Genomic DNA, 21,553 nt, shown 5'->3' on the forward strand with positions numbered 1-21,553 from the left:
GTTGTCGCAACGGCTTAGTTGTCCGTCGTATATGGCATCAGTGCAACTTGACGCGAACGCTTGATAGCGGTCGTCAGGGCGCGCTGGTATTTCGCGCTCGTACCCGTAACACGGCGTGGCAGAATTTTGCCGCGCTCGCTGATGAATTTCCGGAGCAGATCCGTGTCCTTGTAATCAATGTGCTTGATTTTGTTCACGGTGAAGTAGCAGACTTTACGGCGCTTGTTACGGCCGCCTTTGCGGAATTTGCGTTCTGGACGCTCGCCGCCGTCTTCTCTTTGCTTGAATCCCATGGTTTATCCGTCCTTTCTAGTTAGAATGGCAAATCATCTTCGGAGATGTCGATGGGGCGTCCGTCATCCGAGAATGGATCCCGGTTTCCCTGAGAACCTCCACCACCGCCGCGATTGCCCCCGTAGGAACCTCCGCCTTGGTTGCCGCCGCTCGACTGGCCGCCGCCGTATCCGCCACCGCTGCTGCCGCTTCCGCCGCCATTGCCGCTTCCACCGCTGTAGCCGCCGCTTCCTCCTGCATTGTACGAGCCTTCTTCACGCGAACCGCCATCGCGGTTACCGGATTCAAGGAAACGGACATTGTCGGCAATAATCTCCGTCACATAGACGCGCTTGCCTTCATTGTTCTCGTAGTTCCTCACCTGCATCCGGCCTTCAACCGCCGTCAGACGGCCTTTGCGCAGATAGTTGGCGCACGTCTCGGCAAGCTGCCTCCACGTGACAATCGGAATGAAATCGGCCTCGCGTTCCCCGGACTGGCTGTTGAAGGGCCGGTCTACCGCCAGCGTGAATTGCGTTACCGCCACGCCGGATGGGGTATAGCGAAGTTCTGGATCTTTGGTCAATCTGCCAATCAGAATGACACGGTTCAACATCGTACCCGCCTCCCAAGTTCAAACAATCTTGGCTTACGCTACGTCTTTGACGATCAGGTAACGGATAACATCATCCGTGATTTTGATGACGCGATCCAGCTCGTTGATCACTTCGTTGGTTCCGTTGAAGTGGACGAGAACGTAGATGCCGTCACGAATCTTGTTGATCTCATACGCAAGACGGCGCTTGCCGAGAACATCGGACTTGGTAACTTCTCCGCCATTGTTGATGATGCCATTGAACTTTTCGACGAGAGCTTGAACGGTTTCTTGCTCCGTCTCTGGACGAATGATGTACATCACTTCGTATTTGCGCACTTTGATTCACCTCCTCTTGGACTAAGCGGCCCTTTCTGCCTAAGCATAAGAGCAAGGAGCGAGAGACTTAACTCTAACTCGCATACCCACCTACTATATCAGAACAGCTTGTACGATGCAAGCTGAGCGGAGGCTGCTTCCAGATTTTGAACGGCATTTGAGCATCTTCCGCCTGTACGCTCCGACAAGCGGTTTCTATGGCTCGAAAACCGTTGCCATGGTCAAGGAAACGACCGGGTCAAGCCTTCTCTTCCCCTATCCATGCGAATAATTGCCGCTGATGATTCGCTCCCGGGAAGCCGAAACTATAAGTCCGGCGCGTCATGTCCGCAACGGACATGGGCGGTCGGAAAATCCGCGGACGAGGTGAATCGTAATGGGCGAACGCACCAAGTTTGAACAAGGCTTCAAGGCTCCGAACGACGGATGGTACATGGAGGCCGGCGAGGACTCCTTCCACATGGGGATCTCTCACCCCAAGAAGATCTCGCTCAAGAAGGGGCAGCATTTCCCGAAAACCTCGAACCACAACCGAGTCTGGGTGAAAATGCCGAAGGTCTGATTTTATTTCTGATCGGGTGAATAAGGCAGCCGGTCTCCGCCCATACTATCCTTGACGGCGCGACAAGATGAGGGTGTGGTTCCGTTGGCCGTAAAAAGCGTAAGGACACTGCAGGGAAAGCACGTACATGAACGCATAGAAGCGAGGGGTTGTGCCAAAGACATTTGTCTGCAGGGACATCGCCGCAGCAGGCAGGGAAGTCGCTAGACATCCATTGCCGGGCGGCATTCCGGATTTCGATGAGGGAAGTGCAGCTTGAATTGCGAACTCCATTAAGCGCCGTCGGAAGAGGACCCGCAAGGGTCCTCTTTTCCGTATCTGCAGGTAAAGTCCGGCAAGTAAAAATAGACGCAAAAAAGCGGCTCTTGCAAAGAGCCGCGTTAGATGCAATGTTATGGCGGAGAGGGTGGGATTCGAACCCACGCACGCCTTGCGACGCCTAACTGATTTCGAGTCAGCCCCCTTGGGCCACTTGGGTACCTCTCCGCAAGCAAAAATTATCATACCATAGCAGGTCTATCGTACGCAAGAGCATGTGAAAAGTCTGACAATTCGTACGGCCGAGCCCAAGATGCCGTCACGACCGAGCATTTCTGCTCCCCGCTCCCGTTCGTCAGCGTTCAGGCGTTCAGGAAGCCGATCCGCTCTCCCCTTGCCTGTCCTCCGGCGCAGCGGAACGAAGCACCTTTTTCATGTTCTTCTCGAACTTCGCCCGGGGGATCAGGACGCTGTGCTTGCATCCGGTGCACTTGATGCGGATATCCATTCCCATCCGAATGATCTCCATTTCATTCGTTCCACATGGATGCGGCTTCTTCATCAGCACGACATCGCCAAGCTCGAATTGCTTGCGTTCCATCGCTTCATTCCCCCTTCAGCGCTTGATCACAGCCGGGCGGCCGCCCCAGCGGTAAGTTCCCTTCATCTTACCATGGGCTGTGAGATCAAGCCAGCGCATCTTGCTGCTCGTCTTCACGCTCCCGCAGCAAGCGCTGCAAGTCCATATTGATCTGCCTGGTCACGGAAGCCTCCGTGTTCGGCATGCATTCCGCCACGATGCGCAGCTTGTACTCCGCAGTCGTCATGGAGGATATGCCGAGCAGCTCCGGAGGCTTGACGAGGTTGGCGTTCTCCATGCCGGCAAGCATGTCCTTGACCAATGCGACCGTCTCATCCAGCCTGTCTGCATTGGGCATGTCTACATCGATGACCGCGAGCGAGTTGTTCCGCGAATAGTTCGTCACCTGCGCGATCGTTCCATTCGGAATGATATGGACTTCGCCGGTCCAGCTCTTCAGTCTCGTCGTACGGAGGCCGATCAGCTCCACGGTGCCTTTATAGGTTCCCGTCTGAATGATGTCTCCAACGGCGAACTGATCCTCCAGGATGATGAAGAATCCGGTGATGACGTCCTTCACCAGACTCTGGGCGCCGAAGCCGATGGCCAGGCCAAGCACGCCTGCGCCGGCCAGCAGCGGGCCGATCTGGATGCCGACCAAGGGCAGCACAAGCATCGCCGTAATGAAATACACCACATAGGAAGCGACATTCTTCATCAGCCGGCCAACCGTGACGACGCGACGCGTCTGCAGCGGCACTTTGGATTCCCGCTCCAGAATCCGATCGATCGACTTGTTGACGATCAGGATGATAAGCCGGCCGATCAGCAGGATCAAGGCGATCTTGATCAGGATAATTCCCGAATCGACCCAGAACGTTGAGGAGAACTGCTCCTTCATCGCCGAGAGGAACTCATTCGTCTTTTCTGCCGCTTGATCGGCCGCAGAAGCGAGGGTTCCTTCATTGTCGGAACTTGCTGCATTTTCTACCGCTGCGTTCGTCAAATAGGGGTTCATCTATACCTCTCCTTCCACCCGGCAGAGCGGCAGCAACCGCCTTTGCCGGGCATGTCTGTGCAAAGGGATAAGGCGCCCCAGGAAGGGCGCCTCGCAATGATTCTGTCGATCGATTGCAGCGCATCCATCCACGCCTGGCCGCCTTGCGCTGGCCAGTGAGCCGCCAGCGAACGGCAGCCCGCCCTTCCAAGGCTCGGGACGGTTCGTTGATGAGGCTGCCAGGACCAAGCAGCTGCTTGGTCCGCTGAGATCGCTGAGCCGCCGGTAGGCCGCCTATTCCTGCACCTCGTCGTAGCCGTCCTCCGTCTGGCGGAAGATGCCCCGGATGTCGACGGACTCCTCGGCGATGATCTTCCGCACCTGCGCCAGCTCCTCATCGGGAAAATCGATGGACAGCGCGCAGCCGGCGGTAATCTGCTTGGGCGTCGGGCGAATATCGATCTCGATGTCTGCGTACTCCAGCAGCATTTCGGTCCGCAGCGCCTGCTGCGTGGAATCGAAGGCGATCAGCATGAATTTGCTAGGCTCCTTACCTATCCTCTCCGGAGGCAGGCCCCGCTCGCGGAGCTTGCGCATATCGGATGGATGGTACAAGTATAAATCCGTTCTCTCTACCATATACTAGCTAGTAACAATTCATTTTTGCGGAGGGGATTCTATGAAACGACCTGTGATGAAAGAGCTGCTGCTGAAAGTGCCCCATACCGAGTCCGATGCTGCCGAGCAGCTTGCCAGCCGTCTTCATCTGCATCTCCAGCCTGTTCCGCTTGACCGCCGCATCGTCGTCGTATGCATCGGGACGGACCGTTCCACGGGAGATGCCCTCGGACCGCTCATCGGCACCCAGCTGGCCAAGAACAGCAGCCCTCATTTCGAGCTGTTCGGCACGTTGGACGAGCCCGTTCACGCGATGAATCTCGAGGAGACGATGCTTGAAATCAACCGCAAGGTGTCCAAGCCCTTCATCATCGGCATCGATGCCTGTCTAGGCCAGCTGTCCAGCGTAGGGTGCATCCAGCTCGGACCCGGCCCTGTCCGCCCCGGCGCCGGCGTGAACAAGGATCTGCCTCCTGTAGGCGATATCCATATGACCGGAATCGTCAACGTAGGCGGATTCATGGAATATTTCGTCCTGCAGAATACGCGCCTGAATCTCGTCATGAGGATGGCCGACATGATGTCAGACGTCCTTCATCATACGATCGGCAGCGTCAGAGCCTATTCTATTCACGCTGCAACGCAAGACTGATCGCCTTTTGCTCCTCTTCCGTAAGCGCATAGGCTGAGCTGCCCTGCTGCAGGGGCTTGGCGTACATATACGTCTCGTCCCGGCCATGCAGGCCGGTAAGCACGACACCGCTGCTGTCCTCGTTGACAATGGCCACCGAGAAGCTCATGTCGCTTCCCTGGTTGGAGAACGCATTGTAGCGGAATACGCCGATTTTCCCCTTCATGTCCTTGAGCAGATGTCCGAACTCCGCCAGCTGCTGGCCGTAGCCCTGCAGCCGGTCCTGCTGCTCGTCGAGAGACAGTCGGAGGCCGACGATGACATCTTCCAGACTCGTGACGCCCGTTTGGCCCATGACTTGAACATACTGCCGTCTCAGCTTCGACAGCCTTTTGCCCACAACCGCGATCCAGATGAAAAGCAGCACGACGACAACAGCAAGCAGTCCGATAGCAACTCCGTAATAAGGCGCCTCCATCCATGCATCCATCCATTCATTCATCTTTCCATTAGCTCTCCTAACCCTGTCCCTGCATGGGGTAATGTGACCTGATTTCCCGTATCGCTGTTAGGAACGATTCAGCGTCCTCTTTGGTTGTAGAATAACCGACGCTTGCCCTGACGGCTCCCGTCTCGGCCGTTCCCGCGCTGTAATGCGCCAGCGGCGTGCAATGATAGCCGGACCTTACGGCGATGCCGTAATGCTGGTCCAGGATGAACGACAGCTCCGATGCCTCGACTCCAGCCAACGTAAGAGAGACGATGCCTGTCCTCGGCTTGCCTGCAGCCGGCCCCAGCAGCCTCAGTCCCGGAACGGATGCAAGCTCCTCCATCAGGTAGGAGACCAGCTCCGTTTCTCTTGCATGGATTGCGGCCGTCGTCTGATCCATGACATATTGGACGCCCGCAGCAAGTCCGGCGATTCCCGGCGTATTCGGAGTGCCCGCTTCATAACGATCCGGCCTCACCGTCGGCTGCTCAGCCGATTCGGACTGGCTTCCGGTCCCCCCGTGCAGCAGCGGGACGGGATCAAGCCTGGGGTGGATATACAGGCCGCCGGTTCCCTGCGGACCGAGCAGCGCTTTATGGCCCGGAAACGCAAGGAGGTCGATTCCCATCGCCTCGACATCGATGTCCAGCACGCCGGCAGACTGAGCAGCGTCGACCAGCAGCGGAATCCCTCTTTTGCGGGTTATGGAGCCGATCTCTCCGACCGGCAGAATGCTCCCGAGCAGATTGGAGCTGTGGGCAGCGGCCACGAGGACGGTACGCGAAGTGAGAGCCTGCTCCACTTGCTCCGGCTTGACTTCCCCTTCCGGCGTAGCCTCTATGTAAGTAACCCCGATTCCCATGCTTGCCTTCAAATACTCCAACGGCCTGCGTATGGAATTATGCTCGACTGCCGTCGCAATGACATGATCTCCCGGCTTCAGCATGCCTTTGATCGCAAGATTCAAGGCTGCCGTCGTATTGGCTGCAAAGGAGATATCATTGGGATTCGCGATCCGGAACAGTTTTGCCAGCCTCTTGCGCGCTCCGAATAGAACCCGCCCGGATTGAACGGCCATCTGGTGGCTGCCCCTGCCGGGATTCGCCGTTCCATGCAGCAGGATTTCCATCATCGCCTCGGCCACAGCCGGCGGCTTCGGCCAGGATGTGGCCGCATGATCCAAATAAATAACCGGCTTATTCGATGTCATGGCTATCCTCCGAATTCAGGTAGACTTCAATATGGAAAAGAGGTCCAAAAAACAACAGCATACCTAAGTTTAATCTCTGGAACCAGAGAATACAACTTGGGTATGCCGTATCATGCAGCCTTTTTCATTCACCTGACCCCATTATTCGGAGCGTACTCGTTAGGATTGGAGAAGGTCGAGCAATCTTTCCAGATCCTGCTTATTGTAGTAGGACAGCTCTATCTTCCCCTTGTCCTTCGACGCCTTGATCTTCACGGTTGTTTTGAACCGTTCGCGCAGCGTCTCCTCCAGAGATTCAACGTAAGGATCACGCTTTTTCAGCTTGGCGACGGCTTTCTCAGGCTTTTTATGCTCCAGATCCTGAATCGCCTTTTCCAGCTCGCGGACGCTCCATTCATTGCTGATGATCTGTTTGGCCAGCTCTTTACGGACCTTGTCTTCCTTGACGCCCACGAGAGCTCTGGCATGTCCCATGGAAATTGTTCCACGTGAAACACTGTCCTTGATATCCGCAGGCAGACTGAGAATACGCAGGAAATTGGCGATATGGGAGCGGGATTTGCCGACCTTGAGAGAGAGTTCTTCCTGCGTCAGGTCGAACTTGTCCATGATGGCCTGATAAGCGACAGCGAGTTCGATTGCATTGAGATCTTCCCGCTGCAGATTCTCGATCAAGGCGATCTCCATGACCTGCTGATCCGTGAAATTCCGCACCACAGCCGGAATGGTCGTGTTGCCGCATAATTGGGAAGCTCGGCAACGCCGCTCTCCTGCAATGATCTCATAGCCTTTCAGCACCGTTCTGACGATGATCGGCTGAATAACGCCGTGCTGGCGGATGGATTCCGCAAGCTCGCGAATCGATTCATCCTGGAACGTCGTCCGCGGCTGATAAGGGTTGGCTCGCAGCTGCTTCAGATCGATTTCGATGACCTTGTCATCGTCGTTTACCGAAAGAGACGGAATGAGGGCATCCAGTCCTCTACCTAGCCGCTTGCTCATACTGGATCACTTCCTTCGCCAATTCAAGATAAACTTCGGCTCCTTTGGACTTCGGATCGTAGGTGATGATGGCTTGTCCGTGCGAAGGGGCCTCGCTGAGACGCACATTGCGCGGAATAATCGTCTGGTACACTTTCTGCTGGAAGTACTTTTTCACTTCCTCGATGACTTGGATCCCGAGGTTCGTGCGGGCATCGAACATCGTCAGCAGCACGCCTTCGATTGCGAGCGAGGTATTGAGATGCTTTTGGACCAGACGGACTGTATTGAGCAGCTGGCTTAGGCCTTCAAGCGCGTAATATTCACATTGTATAGGAATGATGACGGAATCGGCTGCCGTCAGCGAATTGATGGTCAAAATGCCGAGCGACGGCGGGCAGTCGATCAGGACGTAATCGTATTCATTTTTCAACTGCGACAATGACTTCTTCAGCCGTACTTCCCGGGATATAGTCGGGACCAGCTCGATCTCCGCCCCGGCAAGCTGAATCGTCGCAGGAATAATGGAGAGATTGGGGACCGCGGTCGGCGTCACCGCTTCATGCGGATCGACCTCATTGATAAGAACGTCATAAATACTGTTTTCCACGTCGGCTTTGTTGATTCCTACGCCGCTGGTCGTATTGCCCTGCGGATCGATATCGACAAGCAGCACCTTTTTGCCGAGGGAAGCCAGGCAAGCGCCCAGATTCACGGATGTCGTCGTTTTACCGACGCCGCCCTTCTGGTTCGTAATGGCAATGATTTTGGACAACCTTGTCACCTCAATGTTCCATTCTAGTCAAACGTGAACTTCCCTGCGGCCAAGACACAAACCTTATCAGCACGCCTTCATTCAGGCTGGAGAAGGATTCATTCCCTTGTCGGCTAGAGACCGTCATCCTCTGCATGCACGCTGCGTAAAGCGCAGGAGGCCAGTTGAATGTCATTCCTTCCGGCAGGACGAAAAAAAGCGGCTGCTGCCGCTTTCCGTGGATAAGTCTGCGGGCTATATCATGCTGTTCGCTCATGCTGATCATTCGGTATGAATGCCCTTATGTTTAATCATTAATGATTGCTGTAATAAGTATAACGGAATCAGCGCCGGAATACGACATTATCGTTTTGGAATCCGGATGACAATCTCATAGTGGTCGTCATGGTCTTTTTCATCGGTTTTGATCTGCAAGCCCGAACCTGAAACCATTTCGATGGATTGCCGGATCGTGTTGAGGGCAAGCCGGACATCTTTCGTGAAGCTGATCCGCTTCGCTTTTTTTGTTTTGGATGCTTCCTTGTAGAAGGCGACTCTTGCCTCGGTCTGCTTGACGTTGAGCTCTTTAGAGAGCACGTCTTCCAGCACTTTCTGCTGCAGCTCCTCGGTGTCGAGGGCCAGCAAGGAACGGGCGTGGCGTTCCGTGATTTTCCGTTCGATCAGGGCGCTTTTGACCGGCTCGCTGAGACCGATTAATCGGATCTTGTTGGCAATTGTCGATTGGCTCTTGCCGAGCCGCTGCGCGAGGCTTTCCTGGGTAAGGCTGTGCAGGTCGATCAGCTTCTGGTAAGCGACCGCTTCCTCGATGGCGGAAAGTCCTTCGCGCTGCAAGTTCTCAATCAAGGCAATCGAGGCCGCTTGAGAATCGTTGAAGTCGCGAATAATGGCCGGCACCGTATCCAGACCCAGCTTGCTGACGGCGCGCCACCGGCGCTCGCCTGCTATGATCTCGTAGCGGTCGCCGCGAACCCGGACGACGATCGGCTGGATGACGCCATGGGTTCGGATCGTCTGGCTGAGTTCCTCGATCCTGTCATCGTCAAAGACGGTTCTGGGCTGATAGGGACTCGTATCGATGCTTCCAATCGGAATCTGCTTGACTTCATCAAGAGCGGCCTTCTGGTCATTCAACCCGAACAGCCGTGAAAATTGTTCCTTCATCATTCTTCAACCACCCGAAATTCAATGTGCCCATGACCTCGATGTTTCTTCCGTGTTGCAGCCGCGGCGGGTCGTGCTTGGCCCCCAAGTCATGGTTGCGGCACCAGGCAGCTTCGCTCAGCTCCAAGCTGAGGAGGCCGGTCGGCATGATCATGCAGCACGGGCAGATCGGAGTGTGTCTCTTGCGGAGAACGGCCGATATAGGCGGACAGCTTTAGCAGGTCTGTCCAGCAACGGGGATATCCTTGTGCGGATGCCGTTTAGCAAGCGGCATCCGCAGTGCTATCTTTCTCCACCAATTCGCTTTTGGAAGAAGGTTTTCCTGCTTGATTTTGGATTTCCAAGAAGTTTTCATGCCTTCCCGTTCCCTCGTTGAGGGACGGACGGAATCGGCAACCTCTTCTCGATCTTCATTGTTCCACGTGAAACAATCAGCGAGGCTTCTTCAGCAGTGAAATTCCACGCACAAGAGGCTGCTTCAAAGGAATTCCGGCTTTGCGCGGATAAGCCGCCGGCGTCCGATCCGTCTTGCGGATAAATACGATGGCGCGCTCGGATTGCTCGAACGGCAGCTTCAACGTTTCGACCCGCTCTGCCTTGGCACGGAGTTCTTTCAAGGCGTACGCCGCCTCATCAAGCTCCTCTTGCGGATTGGCACCCTTCATAGCTGCGAATACGCCGTCCTTGGCGGCGAACGGCAGACACAGCTCGCCTAGGCCCGCGAGCCTCGCTACCGCTCTCGCCGTCACAACATCATATTGATCCCGGTGCGCTTGAAGGCGGCCGATATCCTCGGCTCTGCCATGCACGCACTTCACGTCCTCCAATTCCAACGCGTCGCATACATGCTGCAGGAAAGAAATCCGCTTGTTCAAGCTGTCGACAATCGTGATTTGTAGATGAGGATAAGCGATTTTCAAGGGAATACTTGGAAATCCCGCCCCCGATCCTATATCGGCCAGATTCTTCGCCTTGGACAGATCCATATAGAAGGCAAGCGAGAGGGAGTCGTAGAAATGCTTTTCGAATACCGCATCCCTCTCCGTGATTCCGGTCAGATTCATCCGCTCGTTCCATTCCACCAGCAGCTCGAAGTAACGCTCGAATTGGTTCAGCTGATGTGGCGCAAGCTCGATTCCTTGGGCGGCGAGAAGCTCGTGAAATGACTTCTGAACTGCATCCATCAGGCTTTCCCCGCTGCCGTCACTCGATTATAATGCTCCAGATGAACGAGCAGAATGGAAATATCCGCCGGGGTCACGCCGGAAATGCGGCTCGCTTGTCCGATGTTGAGTGGACGAATGGACGAGAGCTTCTGCTTCGCTTCCATGGCAAGTCCATGGACGATGCTGTAGTCGATTCCTTCCGGAATCTTCTTCTTCTCCATTTTGCCGAGGCGTTCGACCTGAAGCAGCTGCTTATCGATATATCCCGCATATTTGATCTGGATTTCGACCTGTTCCTTCATATCCGCTGTCAGCTCGTATGGAGCCGCAGCCAGCGGTTCGATGATGGCATAGGACAGTTCCGGACGCCTGAGCAGGGTTAGAGCGTCGGTCGTCGCCTGCAGCGGAGCCGATCCAGCCTGCTCCAGCAGCTCCCGGGCTTCTTCGGGACGGATCTTCACCGTCTTCAAGCGGGCCAGCTCCTCCTCGACACGTCCTTTCTTCACCTGGAACTTGGCATGCCGCTCTTCCGTAATCAATCCGATTTCATAACCGGTCGGGGTCAGACGCAGGTCGGCATTGTCATGCCGAAGCAGCAGGCGGTACTCCGCGCGCGATGTAAGCAGGCGGTAAGGCTCGTTCGTTCCCTTCGTCACGAGATCGTCGATCAGAACGCCGATATAGCCTTGGGAACGGTCAATGACGACCGGATCCTTGCCCTGCACCTTGCGGGCCGCATTGATGCCGGCCATGATGCCTTGGCCAGCCGCTTCCTCGTAGCCTGAGGTGCCGTTGATTTGGCCGGCGGTAAACAGACCTGGCAGCACTTTCGTCTCCAGGGAAGGCCACAGCTGGGTCGGCACGACGGCATCGTATTCGATGGCATAGCCGGTCCGCATCATCTCGACGTTTTCCAGGCCTGGAATCGAACGCAGAATGCTCAGCTGCACATCCTCCGGCATGCTCGTGGACAGCCCTTGCACGTAATACTCGGATGTATCCTTGCCTTCAGGCTCGAGGAAAATCTGATGCTTCGGCTTGTCTGCGAAGCGAACGATCTTATCCTCGATGGAAGGACAGTAGCGCGGTCCCGTGCCCTCGATGACTCCGGAGAACATCGGCGCCCTGTGCAGGTTGTCGTTGATGATCTTATGGGTATCCTCGGAAGTGTAGGTCAGCCAGCAAGGCAGCTGCTCGTTGTCCGCATATTCGGTTTCAAAGGAAAAGAACTGAGGAATCGCATCCCCCGGCTGGATCTCCATCTTGGAGAAGTCGATGCTGTCCTTGTGGACGCGCGGGGGCGTGCCCGTCTTGAAGCGAACGAGCTCGAAGCCGTTCTCCTTGAGCGATTGGGACAGCTTGATCGACGGCTGCTGATTGTTCGGACCGCTTTCGTAGATCAGCTCGCCCATGATGACCTTGCCGCGCAAATACGTCCCGGTCGTAACGACGACCGATTTGGCGCGGTACTCGGCTCCGGTCTTCGTCACAACGCCGACGCAGGCTCCATCCTCGACGATCAGCTCCTCCGCCATCCCCTGGCGAAGCGTCAGATGCGGCGTTTCCTCGATCGTCTTCTTCATCATATGCTGGTACGAGAACTTGTCCGCTTGAGCGCGCAGCGCGTGCACGGCCGGACCTTTCCCCGTGTTCAGCATCCTCATTTGAATATAGGTCTTGTCGATATTGCGGCCCATTTCGCCTCCGAGCGCATCGATCTCGCGCACGACATGGCCTTTGGCCGGTCCGCCGATGGACGGGTTGCACGGCATGAATGCGACCATATCCAGATTGATCGTGAGCAGCAGCGTCTCGCAGCCCATTCTTGCTGCAGCCAAAGCCGCTTCGCAACCCGCATGCCCAGCTCCGATTACAAGAACATCATATTGTCCTGCAGGGTAAGTCATGTTTTTTTCCTCCCGAGCCGGAAAGGCGCTATTTACCGTCCGCCTCTCCCTCTTTTATGAAAAGTGGTTTTCATTTACCAAGTTTCGACTGTTTTTCGCCGAAACCGACCTCTTCCGCTGTCATCTGCTGTCGCCTGTCGCATTGTCGAGTCGGTTATCCACATGTGGATTGTTCCCGTATTATTTCCCCAGACAGAACTGGGAGAAGATCTGATCGATCAACGACTCTCCCGCCGTATCTCCGATGATCTCGCCGAGCAGCTCCCAAGCGGAGCGCACATCGAGCTGAACCATGTCGATCGGAATGCCGTCCTCGGTAGCCGCAACAGCTTCGCTCAGCGCTTGGCTTGCTTTGTTGAGCAGCGAGATATGCCGGACATTGCTCACATAAGTCAGATCCGCGCTCTCAAGCTGGCCTTCAAAGAACAACTCTCGGATCGCGTCTTCGAGCGCCTCCAGTCCTTCTTCCTGAAGCACCGACATCATGACGATCCGGCTCTCCGGCAACGCGGCCGCCACCTCGTCCAGCTTCAGCTGAGCCGGCAGATCGCTTTTATTCACGATGACAACGACCTGGCGTCCGGTCAGCTTTGCGAGCAGCTCCCGCTCATCATCATGAAGCGCCTCATTATGATTCAATACAAGCAGCAGCAGATCGGCGTCCGCAGCAGCAGAGCGGGACCGCTCCACGCCGATCCGCTCCACGACATCAGTCGTCTCGCGGATGCCCGCCGTATCGAGCAGCCGCAAAGGAATACCGGATAATGTAATGTATTCCTCAATAACATCCCGCGTCGTGCCGGGTATATCCGTCACGATCGCTTTGCTTTCCTGAACAAGCGCGTTCAGAAGAGAGGACTTGCCCACATTGGGACGGCCGACGATGGCCGTCGTAATGCCTTCACGGAGAATCTTCCCTTCGGCAGCCGTCTTCAGCAGCCGGCGGATTTCTTCCATGGCGGAACCGCAGCTGTCCTTTATATAAGAAGAAGTCATTTCCGTTACGTCATGCTCCGGGTAATCAATGTTGACCTCGATATGCGCGAGCAGCTCGATCAACGTATGCCGCAGCGCCTTGATCTTCCGAGACAAGGTTCCTTCGGCCTGCTTCAAGGCAACGGTATAAGAACGATCGGACTTCGAACGGATCAGGTCGATGACCGCTTCCGCTTGCGCCAAGTCGATCCGGCCGTTGAGGAATGCCCGCTTGGTGAATTCGCCAGGCTCCGCGACTCGGACTCCCGGCTGCTCCAGGACGAGCTCGAGAACTTTGCGCACCGCCACAAGCCCGCCATGCGCCCCAATCTCGACGACATCCTCCGCCGTGAAGGAACGGGGTCCCTTCATGACGGTCACCAGAACTTCCTCGATGATTTCGCCGCTCGCGGGATCCGCGATATGGCCGTACGTCACCGTATGGGTCGGGGCATCCGCCAGAGAAGTTCGTGACTTCAATATATTCGAAACGCTATCCACCGCTGCAGGTCCGCTGACGCGAATGACGGCAATGCCGCCTTCTCCCAGCGCGGTCGAGATCGCGGCAATTGTATCCTGTATCATGCTTTTCGATTCCTTCCGAGAGCCCCCAGATCTGATTTTTGAGCAAGGGTGCCCGTAATTATGGCAAAAAAGCAATGACTATAGAAGCCATTGCTGCCTGAAAATGGATTTGTGGTATGCCTGAACAGCGTACTATTTGTTTTTTCCTTTGGCAGTTTTAACCGTTTTGGCCGGCGGCGCGGCAGCAGTTGCGACTTCTGCCTTCTTGTCGGCATTACGCACGTAAAGGAAGTAGTTCTGGATGATCGTGTAGATGTTCGTGTAGATCCAGTACAGCGGAAGCGCCGAAGGGAAGCTCCAAGCCATGACCAGAATGAGGATCGGGAAGATCATCATGATGGAATTCATCATCGCCATCTGCGGGTTGTTCGGCTGCGTCTTCTGCATCATTTTGGTCTGGACGTAAGTCGTCAGAGCCGCAATGAACGGCAGGATATGCAGATGGTCGGGCTCGCCGAGCTTGAGCCACAGGAATTCATGGACTCGGATGTCGGCGTTATAGTAAATGGAATTGTACAGAGCAATGAAAATAGGCATTTGGACGATCAGCGGCAGACAGCCCGCCATCGGATTGACTTTATTTTCTTGGAAGAGCTTCATTGTCTCTTCTTGCTGCTTCTGCGGGTTATCCTTGTGTTTCTTTTTGATGTTGGCAAGCTCCGGCTGCAAGGCCTGCATCGCCTTGGAGCTGCGGTATTGCTTAATGGTAAGCGGCAGGATCAGCGTACGGACGATGATAACCATCACGAGAATGGCGAGGCCGTATTGACCGTTGAACCAGGTCGCGAAATGGTCGAGCAGATACGAGAAATAATAAACGACATATCTTTCCCACCAGTTGCCCTTCAGCAAATCCTCGGTCGTGGTGGTGTGGCTGTTATTCGGCATGCATCCCGAGAGGACGGCCACCATCAGCACCAGGCTGAGCATGACAAGCCACTTGCGTTTTGAAGCCAAACGGGAAAACAACATGTAAATCTCCTCTCTGAGAGCCTGTCGCAATTCAACCTAAACTATACCATATAATAGGGTCCAAGCAAAACGGCATCATCATCAAATTATGGTGAAGGACGTTTGCGTGGAGAAGAATAGATAAGCCGTGGTAGCGGGCGTTCTATTCTGCCAAGCAAAACGGCTTCATCATCAAATTACGATGAAGGACGTTTGCGCAAAGAAGAATAGATAAGCCTTGTTAGCGGGCGTTCTTTATTCTCGCGTTTCACAGAATTCGAGACCAACGGCTGCTTGTCCGGCACTTGCCGAGCACCCTCGCCGTCATCGAGGTTTCAGCAGACCCGCCTTGCGCAAAACATGCAGCACGCTGCGCTCAAGCTCCTTCGACGATTTGTCGACGGCTCCCGCCCGGACGATCAGAATCAGATCGGTCTTCTCCTTGATTTCATCCGTATGAGCGCGGACAATTTCTTTCAACACCCGGCGCATGCGGTTGCGCACGACGGCATTGCCGATCTTCTTGCTGGCGGAGATGCCGAGGCGGAACGGTTCCGCCTTCGGCTGCCTGGACCAGTATACGACCAGCTGCCCATTGGCGAACGACTTGCCTCCCCGATAGGTGCGGGAGAAATCCTCGCGTTTTCTGAGCCGTAGTTTTCTCTGCATTTCTCACCGACTCCGTGCGTTGTTAGTTTCAGTATATCCAACTTAGGGCGTGCGCAGGCATGCCGGACGCACCCTCCGCAAGAAGAACAGCATTCGGATCTATCCGCCGGATCGGCCCCCGCATCAAGCAACGGACATCCGGGCAGAAAAAAAGACCACTTGCGTGGTCTCCTCTCTCCAGCCATTGCCCCAGAGGGCGGTCGGCGTGGCAGGCGAAATCCCCGGAAATAAGGGGAATGCCCTTTTGTATTATGCGCTCAGAACGCTGCGGCCCTTCTTGCGACGGGCTGCCAGCACTTTGCGGCCGTTTTTCGAGCTCATGCGCTTGCGGAATCCGTGTACCTTTTTGCGCTTGCTTACGTTCGGTCTGAAAGTCGGTCTCATAATCTATTGCACCTCCCCGATCGGTATATCTTCGTCCTCACTCGGGCATCTGCCGCAGCGGACCGAGGCAGAACCCGGGGACGACTGTCTATCCGAAGTTGCCCTTACGTCATCCCGAGTTAAAAACGCCTTTTTCCATTTAACCATGCAGACATGCGAAAGTCAACCTGAACATGATCGTCCTTCCTCTGAGTCCTGTGTATAACTATCTTCAGATCGCTTCATCTATATAGCATTTTGATTTCCGCATCATTTCTCGACGCTTTTCGACTTTTTCCGCTGTGGAAAGGCCTTCCGGACATAATCGTTTGTGGATAACGAAGAATGTCGAGCTGTCGGCGAAATTTAGTAACATGTGAATAATCAACAGGACTGCTGACGGATACTGTCGAATTTGCGCACAGGCTGTTAACAATATCTAGTGCTGTAGATAACCTTTATACACAAGGACTTGGGATTGTGGATAATATTCTCCAACTCGTTGAAATAGCGCCTTTCTTTTGCTATGATAGATTTGTTTTTGTTGTGGACGGATGCAGTGCCGATAGTTACTTATCAACAACCTGTGGATAACATTGTGAACAACATTATCCCCTTATGCATAACCTTCATCAACAAGTCCTTGCATCTGTGGATGAGGACTCGCCCCGATAGATCCATTTTTTTGACCTATATCGAACCAATCGTTACGACAGGGATAGGAGTGACCGTCTGTGGACAGCCATACTGTGGATCTGTGGCAGCAAGTGCTGTCAGTCATCCAAACCAAATTGAGCAAACCGAGCTTCGACACCTGGTTCAAGGCGACGAAAGCCAATTTCTCGGATGACGGACTCCTCATCGTGACGGCGCCGACGACGTTTGCGGTCGAATGGCTGGAGAGCCGCTACACGAAGCTGGTCAGATCCACTGTATCGGATTACATCGGACGCTCTGTTGACGTCCGTTTTGTCATTGAGGAAAACCGGCCGCCCGAACCGGCTGCGCCGGCCATCCCCGTGGCCAAAGCGGCTCCATCATCATCCGAAGAGCCCTTTTCCAATATGCTCAATCCGAAATACACGTTCGACACCTTCGTCATCGGCGCCAACAACCGATTCGCCCATGCCGCATCTCTCGCGGTCGCCGAAGCGCCGGCCAAAGCCTATAATCCGTTGTTCCTCTACGGAGGCGTCGGCCTGGGGAAAACCCACTTGATGCACGCGATCGGCCATTACATCATGGAGCACAACCCGAGCACCAAGGTGATGTACATTTCTTCCGAGAAATTCACCAATGAATTCATCAATGCGATCCGGGACAACCGAGGCGAGAGCTTCCGCAACAAATACCGGAATATCGACGTTCTGTTGATTGACGATATCCAGTTCCTGGCCGGCAAGGACGGGACCCAGGAGGAATTTTTCCATACGTTCAACGCCCTGCACGAAGAGCGCAAGCAGATCGTCATCTCCAGCGACCGGACACCGAAGGAAATCCCGACTTTGGAGGAGAGGCTTCGTTCCCGCTTCGAATGGGGGCTAATCACGGATATCCAGCCTCCGGATCTCGAGACCAGGATCGCCATTCTCCGCAAGAAGGCCAAAGCCGAGAACCTGGACATTCCGAATGAAGCCATGATCTACATCGCCAACCAGATCGATACGAACATCCGCGAGCTCGAAGGCGCTCTCATCCGCGTAGTCGCCTATTCTTCCCTCATCAACGAGGATATTTCCTCGCATCTGGCGGCGGAGGCGCTCAAGGACATCATTCCCTCAACGCGGCCGAAAATGATCACCATCCTGGACATCCAGCAGCGTGTAGGAGAGTTTTACGGCCTCAAAATGGATGAATTCAAGGCGCGCAAGCGAACCAAGGCGGTGGCTTATCCAAGGCAGATCGCCATGTATCTGTCCCGTGAGCTGACGGACTACTCGCTGCCCAAGATCGGCGAAGCTTTCGGCGGCCGAGACCATACGACCGTCATCCACGCCCATGAGAAAATCTCCAAGCAGCTCAAGATTGACCAGGAGCTGTTCAAGGTCATTCAGAATTTGACGGAAAAAGTCAAAAACCACATGTAGGCGCCTCCCAATCGGAGATCGCCATCCGTGGATAAGTCCTATACGAGTAGCCAAGCCTATGCACACTCTGTACACATGTGGATAGGCTTCTGCCATCGGCGAAAACAGGGCTTATCCACATATCCACCGCCCCTACGACTACTACTGCTATTAATCTTTAAAAAAACATCATCTAAAAAAGACGAATCACGTCGAATGCCGCCCAAGGAGGAACGCATGAAACTCACCATCTCCAAAAACGAACTCAACGACGCTATCCAACAAGTGGCCAAAGCTGCATCGATACGTCCTGCCATTCCAATACTTGGTGGAATCAAGATCGATGTAACCCACCAAGGAGTCACGCTGACGGCTAGCGATACCGATATCTCCATCCAAAGCTTCATTCCAGCCGAAACGGATGAGGTTGTCGTCGCCAAAGTGGACAAGCCAGGCAGCGTCGTGATGCCGGCCAAGTTTTTTGTGGAGATCATCCGCAAGCTTCCTGCAGAAGAAGTGCAGATCGAGGTGGGCGAGCACTACCAGACGCTGATTCGTTCCGGTTCAACGGATATCCAGATGGTCGGACTTGATCCCGAGGAATTCCCCGTCCTTCCTTCCGTCGAAGAAGACGAAGTGCTGCAGATTCCGGGCGATCTTCTCAAAGCGATGGTCAGACAGACCGTATTCTGCGCTTCGACCAGCGAACAGACACCCGTTCTGACCGGAGTGCTCTGGAACCTGATTGAAGGCCAGCTGAAGTTCGTCGCCACCGACCGCCATCGTCTAGCCAGCCGCTTGGCTCAAGTCGAAACTCCGGACAGCTACAAGCTGACCAATATCGTCATCGCCGCGAAGACGATGGTCGAGCTGTCCAAGCTCGTGCCGGACGGATCCGGCCTCGTGGATATCGTCGTCGCCAGCAACCAGGTGCTTTTCCGCCTCGGGCACACCCTCTTTTACAGCCGTATGCTGGACGGAACCTATCCCGATACTTCCAAGATTATTCCGCAATCGTTCAAAACAGAACTCGTCCTCGAAACACGCAAGCTGATCGACGCGATGGAACGCGCCTACTTGATGTCGAGGGAAGAAAAAACCAATATCGTCCGTCTCGTAACTCTCGACAACGGCAACATCGAGATATCGTCCAGCTCGCAGGAGCTCGGACGCGTAACCGAGCAGCTTGAAGTCATGCGCCAGAACGGCGAGCCGCTCCGCATCGCCTTCAACTCCAAATACATGCTGGATACGCTGAAAGTCATCGACAGCGAGCAGCTCGTCATCAGCTTCACCGGCGCCATGAGCCCGATCATCATCCGCCCGGCGGATCATGACAACAGCCAGTACATCATTCTGCCTTACCGCACGACGAACTGACGGGCAGCCGGTGCGGCCAGCAGGCGGACGATCCCGCGCATTCGCGCACGGACCGTCCGCTTCTTTTGTTCCAACCCCTTTTTCAACATTCCAAGGAGGGCTATCGCCATGAAAACCATTACGATCAAGACCGAATACATCGCTCTCGGCCAATTCCTCAAACTGGCCGATTGCATCGATTCCGGAGGACAGGCCAAGTTCTTCCTCCAGGAATACACCGTTCTCATCAACGAAGAGCCGGACAATCGGCGAGGACGCAAGCTCTATGACGGGGACAAAGTCGAAGTAGAGGGGTTCGGATCCTTTCGGGTTCAGAGATCATGAACTCGTCTCGCCGTGAAATGTCCGCCCCACGCGGACAAGGCTTCAGCCAGGGGGATTGAGCAGGTGTTCCTACACGAAATCAAGTTGAAAAACTACCGGAATTACGAGGAGCTTGAGCTCGGCACCAGCCATAAGGTCAACCTGTTCATCGGGCCGAACGCGCAGGGTAAAACCAATCTGCTGGAGTCCATTTTCGCCTTGGCTCTCACCAAGTCGCATCGGACCTCCAAAGATCGCGAGCTGATCGGCTGGAATGGCAAGGAAGCTTCTGTTCATGGAGAAGTGGAGAAGAGATACGGGAACGTGGCGCTGGACCTGGTCTACTCCGCCCAAGGCAAGAAAGCGAAGATCAACGGGCTGGAGCAGCGCAAGCTGAGCGGTTTCGTCGGCACGCTCAACGTGGTCATGTTCGCTCCGGAGGATCTCGAGATCGTCAAAGGGACGCCGGGGATTCGCCGCCGCTTTCTCGATATGGAGATCGGCCAGGTGCAGCCGGGGTACTTGCATACGCTCCAGCAATACGCCAAGGTGCTGCTGCAGCGCAACAACTACCTCAAGTCATCGGGGCCGGGCTCCGTCCAGCCTGCGATGATGGAAGTGTGGAACATGCAGCTGGCGGAGCATGGTGTTAAAATCATGAGAAAAAGGCAACAATTCATAGAGAAGCTCCGGACCTGGGCGGCAGCGATCCATTCCGGCATCACCGCAGGCGGCGAAGAGCTTGCCGTCAGCTACCGCCCTTCCTTCGAAATGGAAGGAGAGCAAGATGAATCTGTTTTATTCGATCAATTTATGTTAAAGTTATCACAGGTAAAAGATCAGGAATATCGCCGCGGAGTGACGCTGGCAGGCCCTCACCGGGATGATCTGGCGTTCCATATCAACGGCAAGGAAGCCCAGGTTTTCGGCTCCCAGGGACAGCAGAGGACGACGGCGCTGTCGCTGAAGCTGGCCGAGATCGAGCTGATCCGGGAAGAGATCGGGGAGTACCCGCTTCTTCTTCTCGACGACGTGCTGTCCGAGCTGGACCAGCACAGGCAGACGCAGCTCATCGAGACTTTCCAAGGAAAAGTGCAGACATTCATAACCGCTACGGGGCTGGAGAGCGTGAACACGAGCCGCTTGTCGGATGCGGGGGTTTACCGGGTTGAGGGCGGCAAGGTAACGTTATGACCGCTCCAGCCCTTTCTTGAGAAGAAGGGTTGTCATGCGCATACCTTCTTCTCTTCTCTACGTTAACGGCACCCGAGCATAGACATAAGGCGGAGCAGCCGTTTTGATTTTCAGAGAGCAAGGCTGGCCGGCCGACCGGCGCATCCTTCCTTGTCTTCTCTTGGGCGCCGACGCCAGTCCGCCATTATGGCGGGGAGCTTGTCTTGCTCGGGCGATTCTATTCCTGCAAGGATTTATCATAGAGGGGAGCTGAAGGCACGCATGTATATCCATCTCGGCGGAGAAAAAATTATTCGGGCATCGGAGCTGGTCGCCATCTTCGATATATCCATCGAGCAGTCCTCCAAGCTCTCCAAGCAGTTCGTGGCCGATGCCAAAAAACGCAAGGACGTGGAGACGATCGGCGAAGAGGAGCCCAAATCCATCGTCGTCACCCAGAACCGCGTCTACTACTCCCCTATCTCATCTTCCACGCTGAAGAAGCGCGGACATCATTTCGCGGCTTATTGATCGCTGCGTGAAAG

24 protein-coding genes and 1 tRNA gene are annotated in these 21,553 nt (G+C 55.0%); 7 read left to right on the forward strand and 18 right to left on the reverse strand.

Annotated elements, in window-relative coordinates; all coding sequences use genetic code 11:
• Positions 1-14: 14 nt before the first annotated feature.
• Genes rpsR through rpsF form a run of 3 tightly spaced genes read right to left on the reverse strand, consistent with a single transcriptional unit; the run spans position 15 to position 1,207 of the window.
• Positions 15-293 carry a 30S ribosomal protein S18 gene (gene rpsR, locus ACLBWT_RS12230; RefSeq protein ID WP_447663397.1) on the reverse strand — a complete coding sequence of 93 codons (279 nt, stop codon included), beginning with the start codon at positions 291-293 and terminating at the stop codon, positions 15-17.
• A 20-nt stretch (positions 294-313) separates the two neighbouring features.
• On the reverse strand, positions 314-889 hold the full coding sequence (gene ssb / locus ACLBWT_RS12235) for a single-stranded DNA-binding protein (RefSeq protein ID WP_021878898.1): 576 nt from the start codon (positions 887-889) through the stop codon (positions 314-316).
• Positions 890-922: 33 nt separating this feature from the next.
• Positions 923-1,207 carry a 30S ribosomal protein S6 gene (rpsF, locus tag ACLBWT_RS12240; RefSeq protein WP_048744296.1) on the reverse strand — a complete coding sequence of 95 codons (285 nt, stop codon included), beginning with the start codon at positions 1,205-1,207 and terminating at the stop codon, positions 923-925.
• A gap of 376 nt (positions 1,208-1,583) precedes the next feature.
• Here rpsF and ACLBWT_RS12245 point away from each other — a divergent pair, with 376 nt between their 5' ends.
• Positions 1,584-1,769: a YjzC family protein gene (locus ACLBWT_RS12245; RefSeq protein WP_021878901.1), complete on the forward strand. Its 186-nt coding sequence runs from the start codon at positions 1,584-1,586 to the stop codon at positions 1,767-1,769.
• Positions 1,770-2,164: 395 nt separating this feature from the next.
• Here ACLBWT_RS12245 and ACLBWT_RS12250 read toward each other — a convergent pair.
• The 4 genes from ACLBWT_RS12250 to ACLBWT_RS12265 all read right to left on the reverse strand — a co-directional run bounded on the left by ACLBWT_RS12250 (position 2,165) and on the right by ACLBWT_RS12265 (position 4,138).
• Positions 2,165-2,255: transfer RNA gene (locus ACLBWT_RS12250), tRNA-Ser, on the reverse strand.
• 142 nt (positions 2,256-2,397) lie between these two features.
• Positions 2,398-2,628, reverse strand: coding sequence for a DUF951 domain-containing protein (locus tag ACLBWT_RS12255; RefSeq protein WP_021878902.1), 231 nt, complete (start codon positions 2,626-2,628; stop codon positions 2,398-2,400).
• 85 nt (positions 2,629-2,713) lie between these two features.
• Positions 2,714-3,625: a mechanosensitive ion channel family protein gene (locus ACLBWT_RS12260; protein ID WP_447663398.1), complete on the reverse strand. Its 912-nt coding sequence runs from the start codon at positions 3,623-3,625 to the stop codon at positions 2,714-2,716.
• A 273-nt stretch (positions 3,626-3,898) separates the two neighbouring features.
• Positions 3,899-4,138, reverse strand: a complete 240-nt coding sequence (locus ACLBWT_RS12265) for a DUF3343 domain-containing protein (protein WP_447663399.1) — start codon at positions 4,136-4,138, stop codon at positions 3,899-3,901.
• Positions 4,139-4,283: 145 nt separating this feature from the next.
• Between ACLBWT_RS12265 and yyaC the strand changes: the two genes are divergently transcribed.
• Complete coding sequence (gene yyaC / locus ACLBWT_RS12270) at positions 4,284-4,874, forward strand: spore protease YyaC (protein ID WP_447663400.1); 591 nt, start codon at positions 4,284-4,286, stop codon at positions 4,872-4,874.
• Here yyaC and ACLBWT_RS12275 read toward each other — a convergent pair.
• The 11 genes from ACLBWT_RS12275 to rpmH form a co-directional block, all read right to left on the reverse strand.
• Positions 4,849-5,355 carry a DUF4446 family protein gene (locus ACLBWT_RS12275; protein ID WP_447663401.1) on the reverse strand — a complete coding sequence of 169 codons (507 nt, stop codon included), beginning with the start codon at positions 5,353-5,355 and terminating at the stop codon, positions 4,849-4,851. The two genes, yyaC and ACLBWT_RS12275, sit on opposite strands and share 26 nt — an antisense overlap.
• A 16-nt stretch (positions 5,356-5,371) precedes the next feature.
• Positions 5,372-6,553 carry an aminotransferase class V-fold PLP-dependent enzyme gene (locus tag ACLBWT_RS12280; RefSeq protein WP_447663402.1) on the reverse strand — a complete coding sequence of 394 codons (1,182 nt, stop codon included), beginning with the start codon at positions 6,551-6,553 and terminating at the stop codon, positions 5,372-5,374.
• Positions 6,554-6,712: 159 nt separating this feature from the next.
• The gene (locus ACLBWT_RS12285; protein ID WP_447663403.1) at positions 6,713-7,555 is read right to left on the reverse strand and encodes a ParB/RepB/Spo0J family partition protein; all 843 of its coding nucleotides are present in this window, start codon (positions 7,553-7,555) and stop codon (positions 6,713-6,715) included.
• Entirely contained in the window at positions 7,536-8,309 is a 774-nt protein-coding gene (locus tag ACLBWT_RS12290) for a ParA family protein (protein WP_048744303.1), read from the reverse strand. The genes ACLBWT_RS12285 and ACLBWT_RS12290 overlap by 20 nt, the downstream gene beginning before the upstream one ends.
• Before the next feature lie 342 nt (positions 8,310-8,651).
• Positions 8,652-9,470 carry a nucleoid occlusion protein gene (noc, locus tag ACLBWT_RS12295; protein WP_447663428.1) on the reverse strand — a complete coding sequence of 273 codons (819 nt, stop codon included), beginning with the start codon at positions 9,468-9,470 and terminating at the stop codon, positions 8,652-8,654.
• Positions 9,471-9,901: 431 nt separating this feature from the next.
• Positions 9,902-10,654, reverse strand: a complete 753-nt coding sequence (gene rsmG, locus ACLBWT_RS12300; protein ID WP_447663404.1) for a 16S rRNA (guanine(527)-N(7))-methyltransferase RsmG — start codon at positions 10,652-10,654, stop codon at positions 9,902-9,904.
• Positions 10,654-12,543: a tRNA uridine-5-carboxymethylaminomethyl(34) synthesis enzyme MnmG gene (gene mnmG, locus ACLBWT_RS12305; RefSeq protein ID WP_447663405.1), complete on the reverse strand. Its 1,890-nt coding sequence runs from the start codon at positions 12,541-12,543 to the stop codon at positions 10,654-10,656. Before mnmG ends, rsmG begins: the two co-directional genes overlap by 1 nt.
• A gap of 180 nt (positions 12,544-12,723) precedes the next feature.
• A complete protein-coding gene (mnmE, locus tag ACLBWT_RS12310) occupies positions 12,724-14,103 on the reverse strand; it encodes a tRNA uridine-5-carboxymethylaminomethyl(34) synthesis GTPase MnmE (protein ID WP_447663406.1) in 1,380 nt (459 codons plus the stop codon).
• A gap of 132 nt (positions 14,104-14,235) precedes the next feature.
• Complete coding sequence (locus ACLBWT_RS12315; RefSeq protein WP_447663407.1) at positions 14,236-15,075, reverse strand: YidC/Oxa1 family membrane protein insertase; 840 nt, start codon at positions 15,073-15,075, stop codon at positions 14,236-14,238.
• 303 nt (positions 15,076-15,378) lie between these two features.
• Positions 15,379-15,723: a ribonuclease P protein component gene (gene rnpA, locus ACLBWT_RS12320; RefSeq protein ID WP_076357142.1), complete on the reverse strand. Its 345-nt coding sequence runs from the start codon at positions 15,721-15,723 to the stop codon at positions 15,379-15,381.
• Between the two features lie 249 nt (positions 15,724-15,972).
• On the reverse strand, positions 15,973-16,107 hold the full coding sequence (gene rpmH, locus ACLBWT_RS12325) for a 50S ribosomal protein L34 (protein ID WP_048744313.1): 135 nt from the start codon (positions 16,105-16,107) through the stop codon (positions 15,973-15,975).
• Between the two features lie 713 nt (positions 16,108-16,820).
• Between rpmH and dnaA the strand changes: the two genes are divergently transcribed.
• The 5 genes from dnaA (at position 16,821) to remB (ending at position 21,539) form a co-directional block, all read left to right on the forward strand.
• Complete coding sequence (gene dnaA / locus ACLBWT_RS12330; protein WP_447663408.1) at positions 16,821-18,173, forward strand: chromosomal replication initiator protein DnaA; 1,353 nt, start codon at positions 16,821-16,823, stop codon at positions 18,171-18,173.
• 216 nt (positions 18,174-18,389) lie between these two features.
• On the forward strand, positions 18,390-19,532 hold the full coding sequence (gene dnaN / locus ACLBWT_RS12335) for a DNA polymerase III subunit beta (protein WP_447663409.1): 1,143 nt from the start codon (positions 18,390-18,392) through the stop codon (positions 19,530-19,532).
• Between the two features lie 108 nt (positions 19,533-19,640).
• Positions 19,641-19,856: a S4 domain-containing protein YaaA gene (yaaA, locus tag ACLBWT_RS12340; RefSeq protein WP_447663410.1), complete on the forward strand. Its 216-nt coding sequence runs from the start codon at positions 19,641-19,643 to the stop codon at positions 19,854-19,856.
• A 63-nt stretch (positions 19,857-19,919) separates the two neighbouring features.
• Positions 19,920-21,029, forward strand: a complete 1,110-nt coding sequence (recF, locus tag ACLBWT_RS12345; protein ID WP_447663411.1) for a DNA replication/repair protein RecF — start codon at positions 19,920-19,922, stop codon at positions 21,027-21,029.
• A gap of 261 nt (positions 21,030-21,290) precedes the next feature.
• On the forward strand, positions 21,291-21,539 hold the full coding sequence (gene remB, locus ACLBWT_RS12350) for an extracellular matrix regulator RemB (RefSeq protein WP_048747582.1): 249 nt from the start codon (positions 21,291-21,293) through the stop codon (positions 21,537-21,539).
• Positions 21,540-21,553: the final 14 nt, after the last annotated feature.

Source organism: Paenibacillus sp. D51F, from assembly GCF_053345695.1.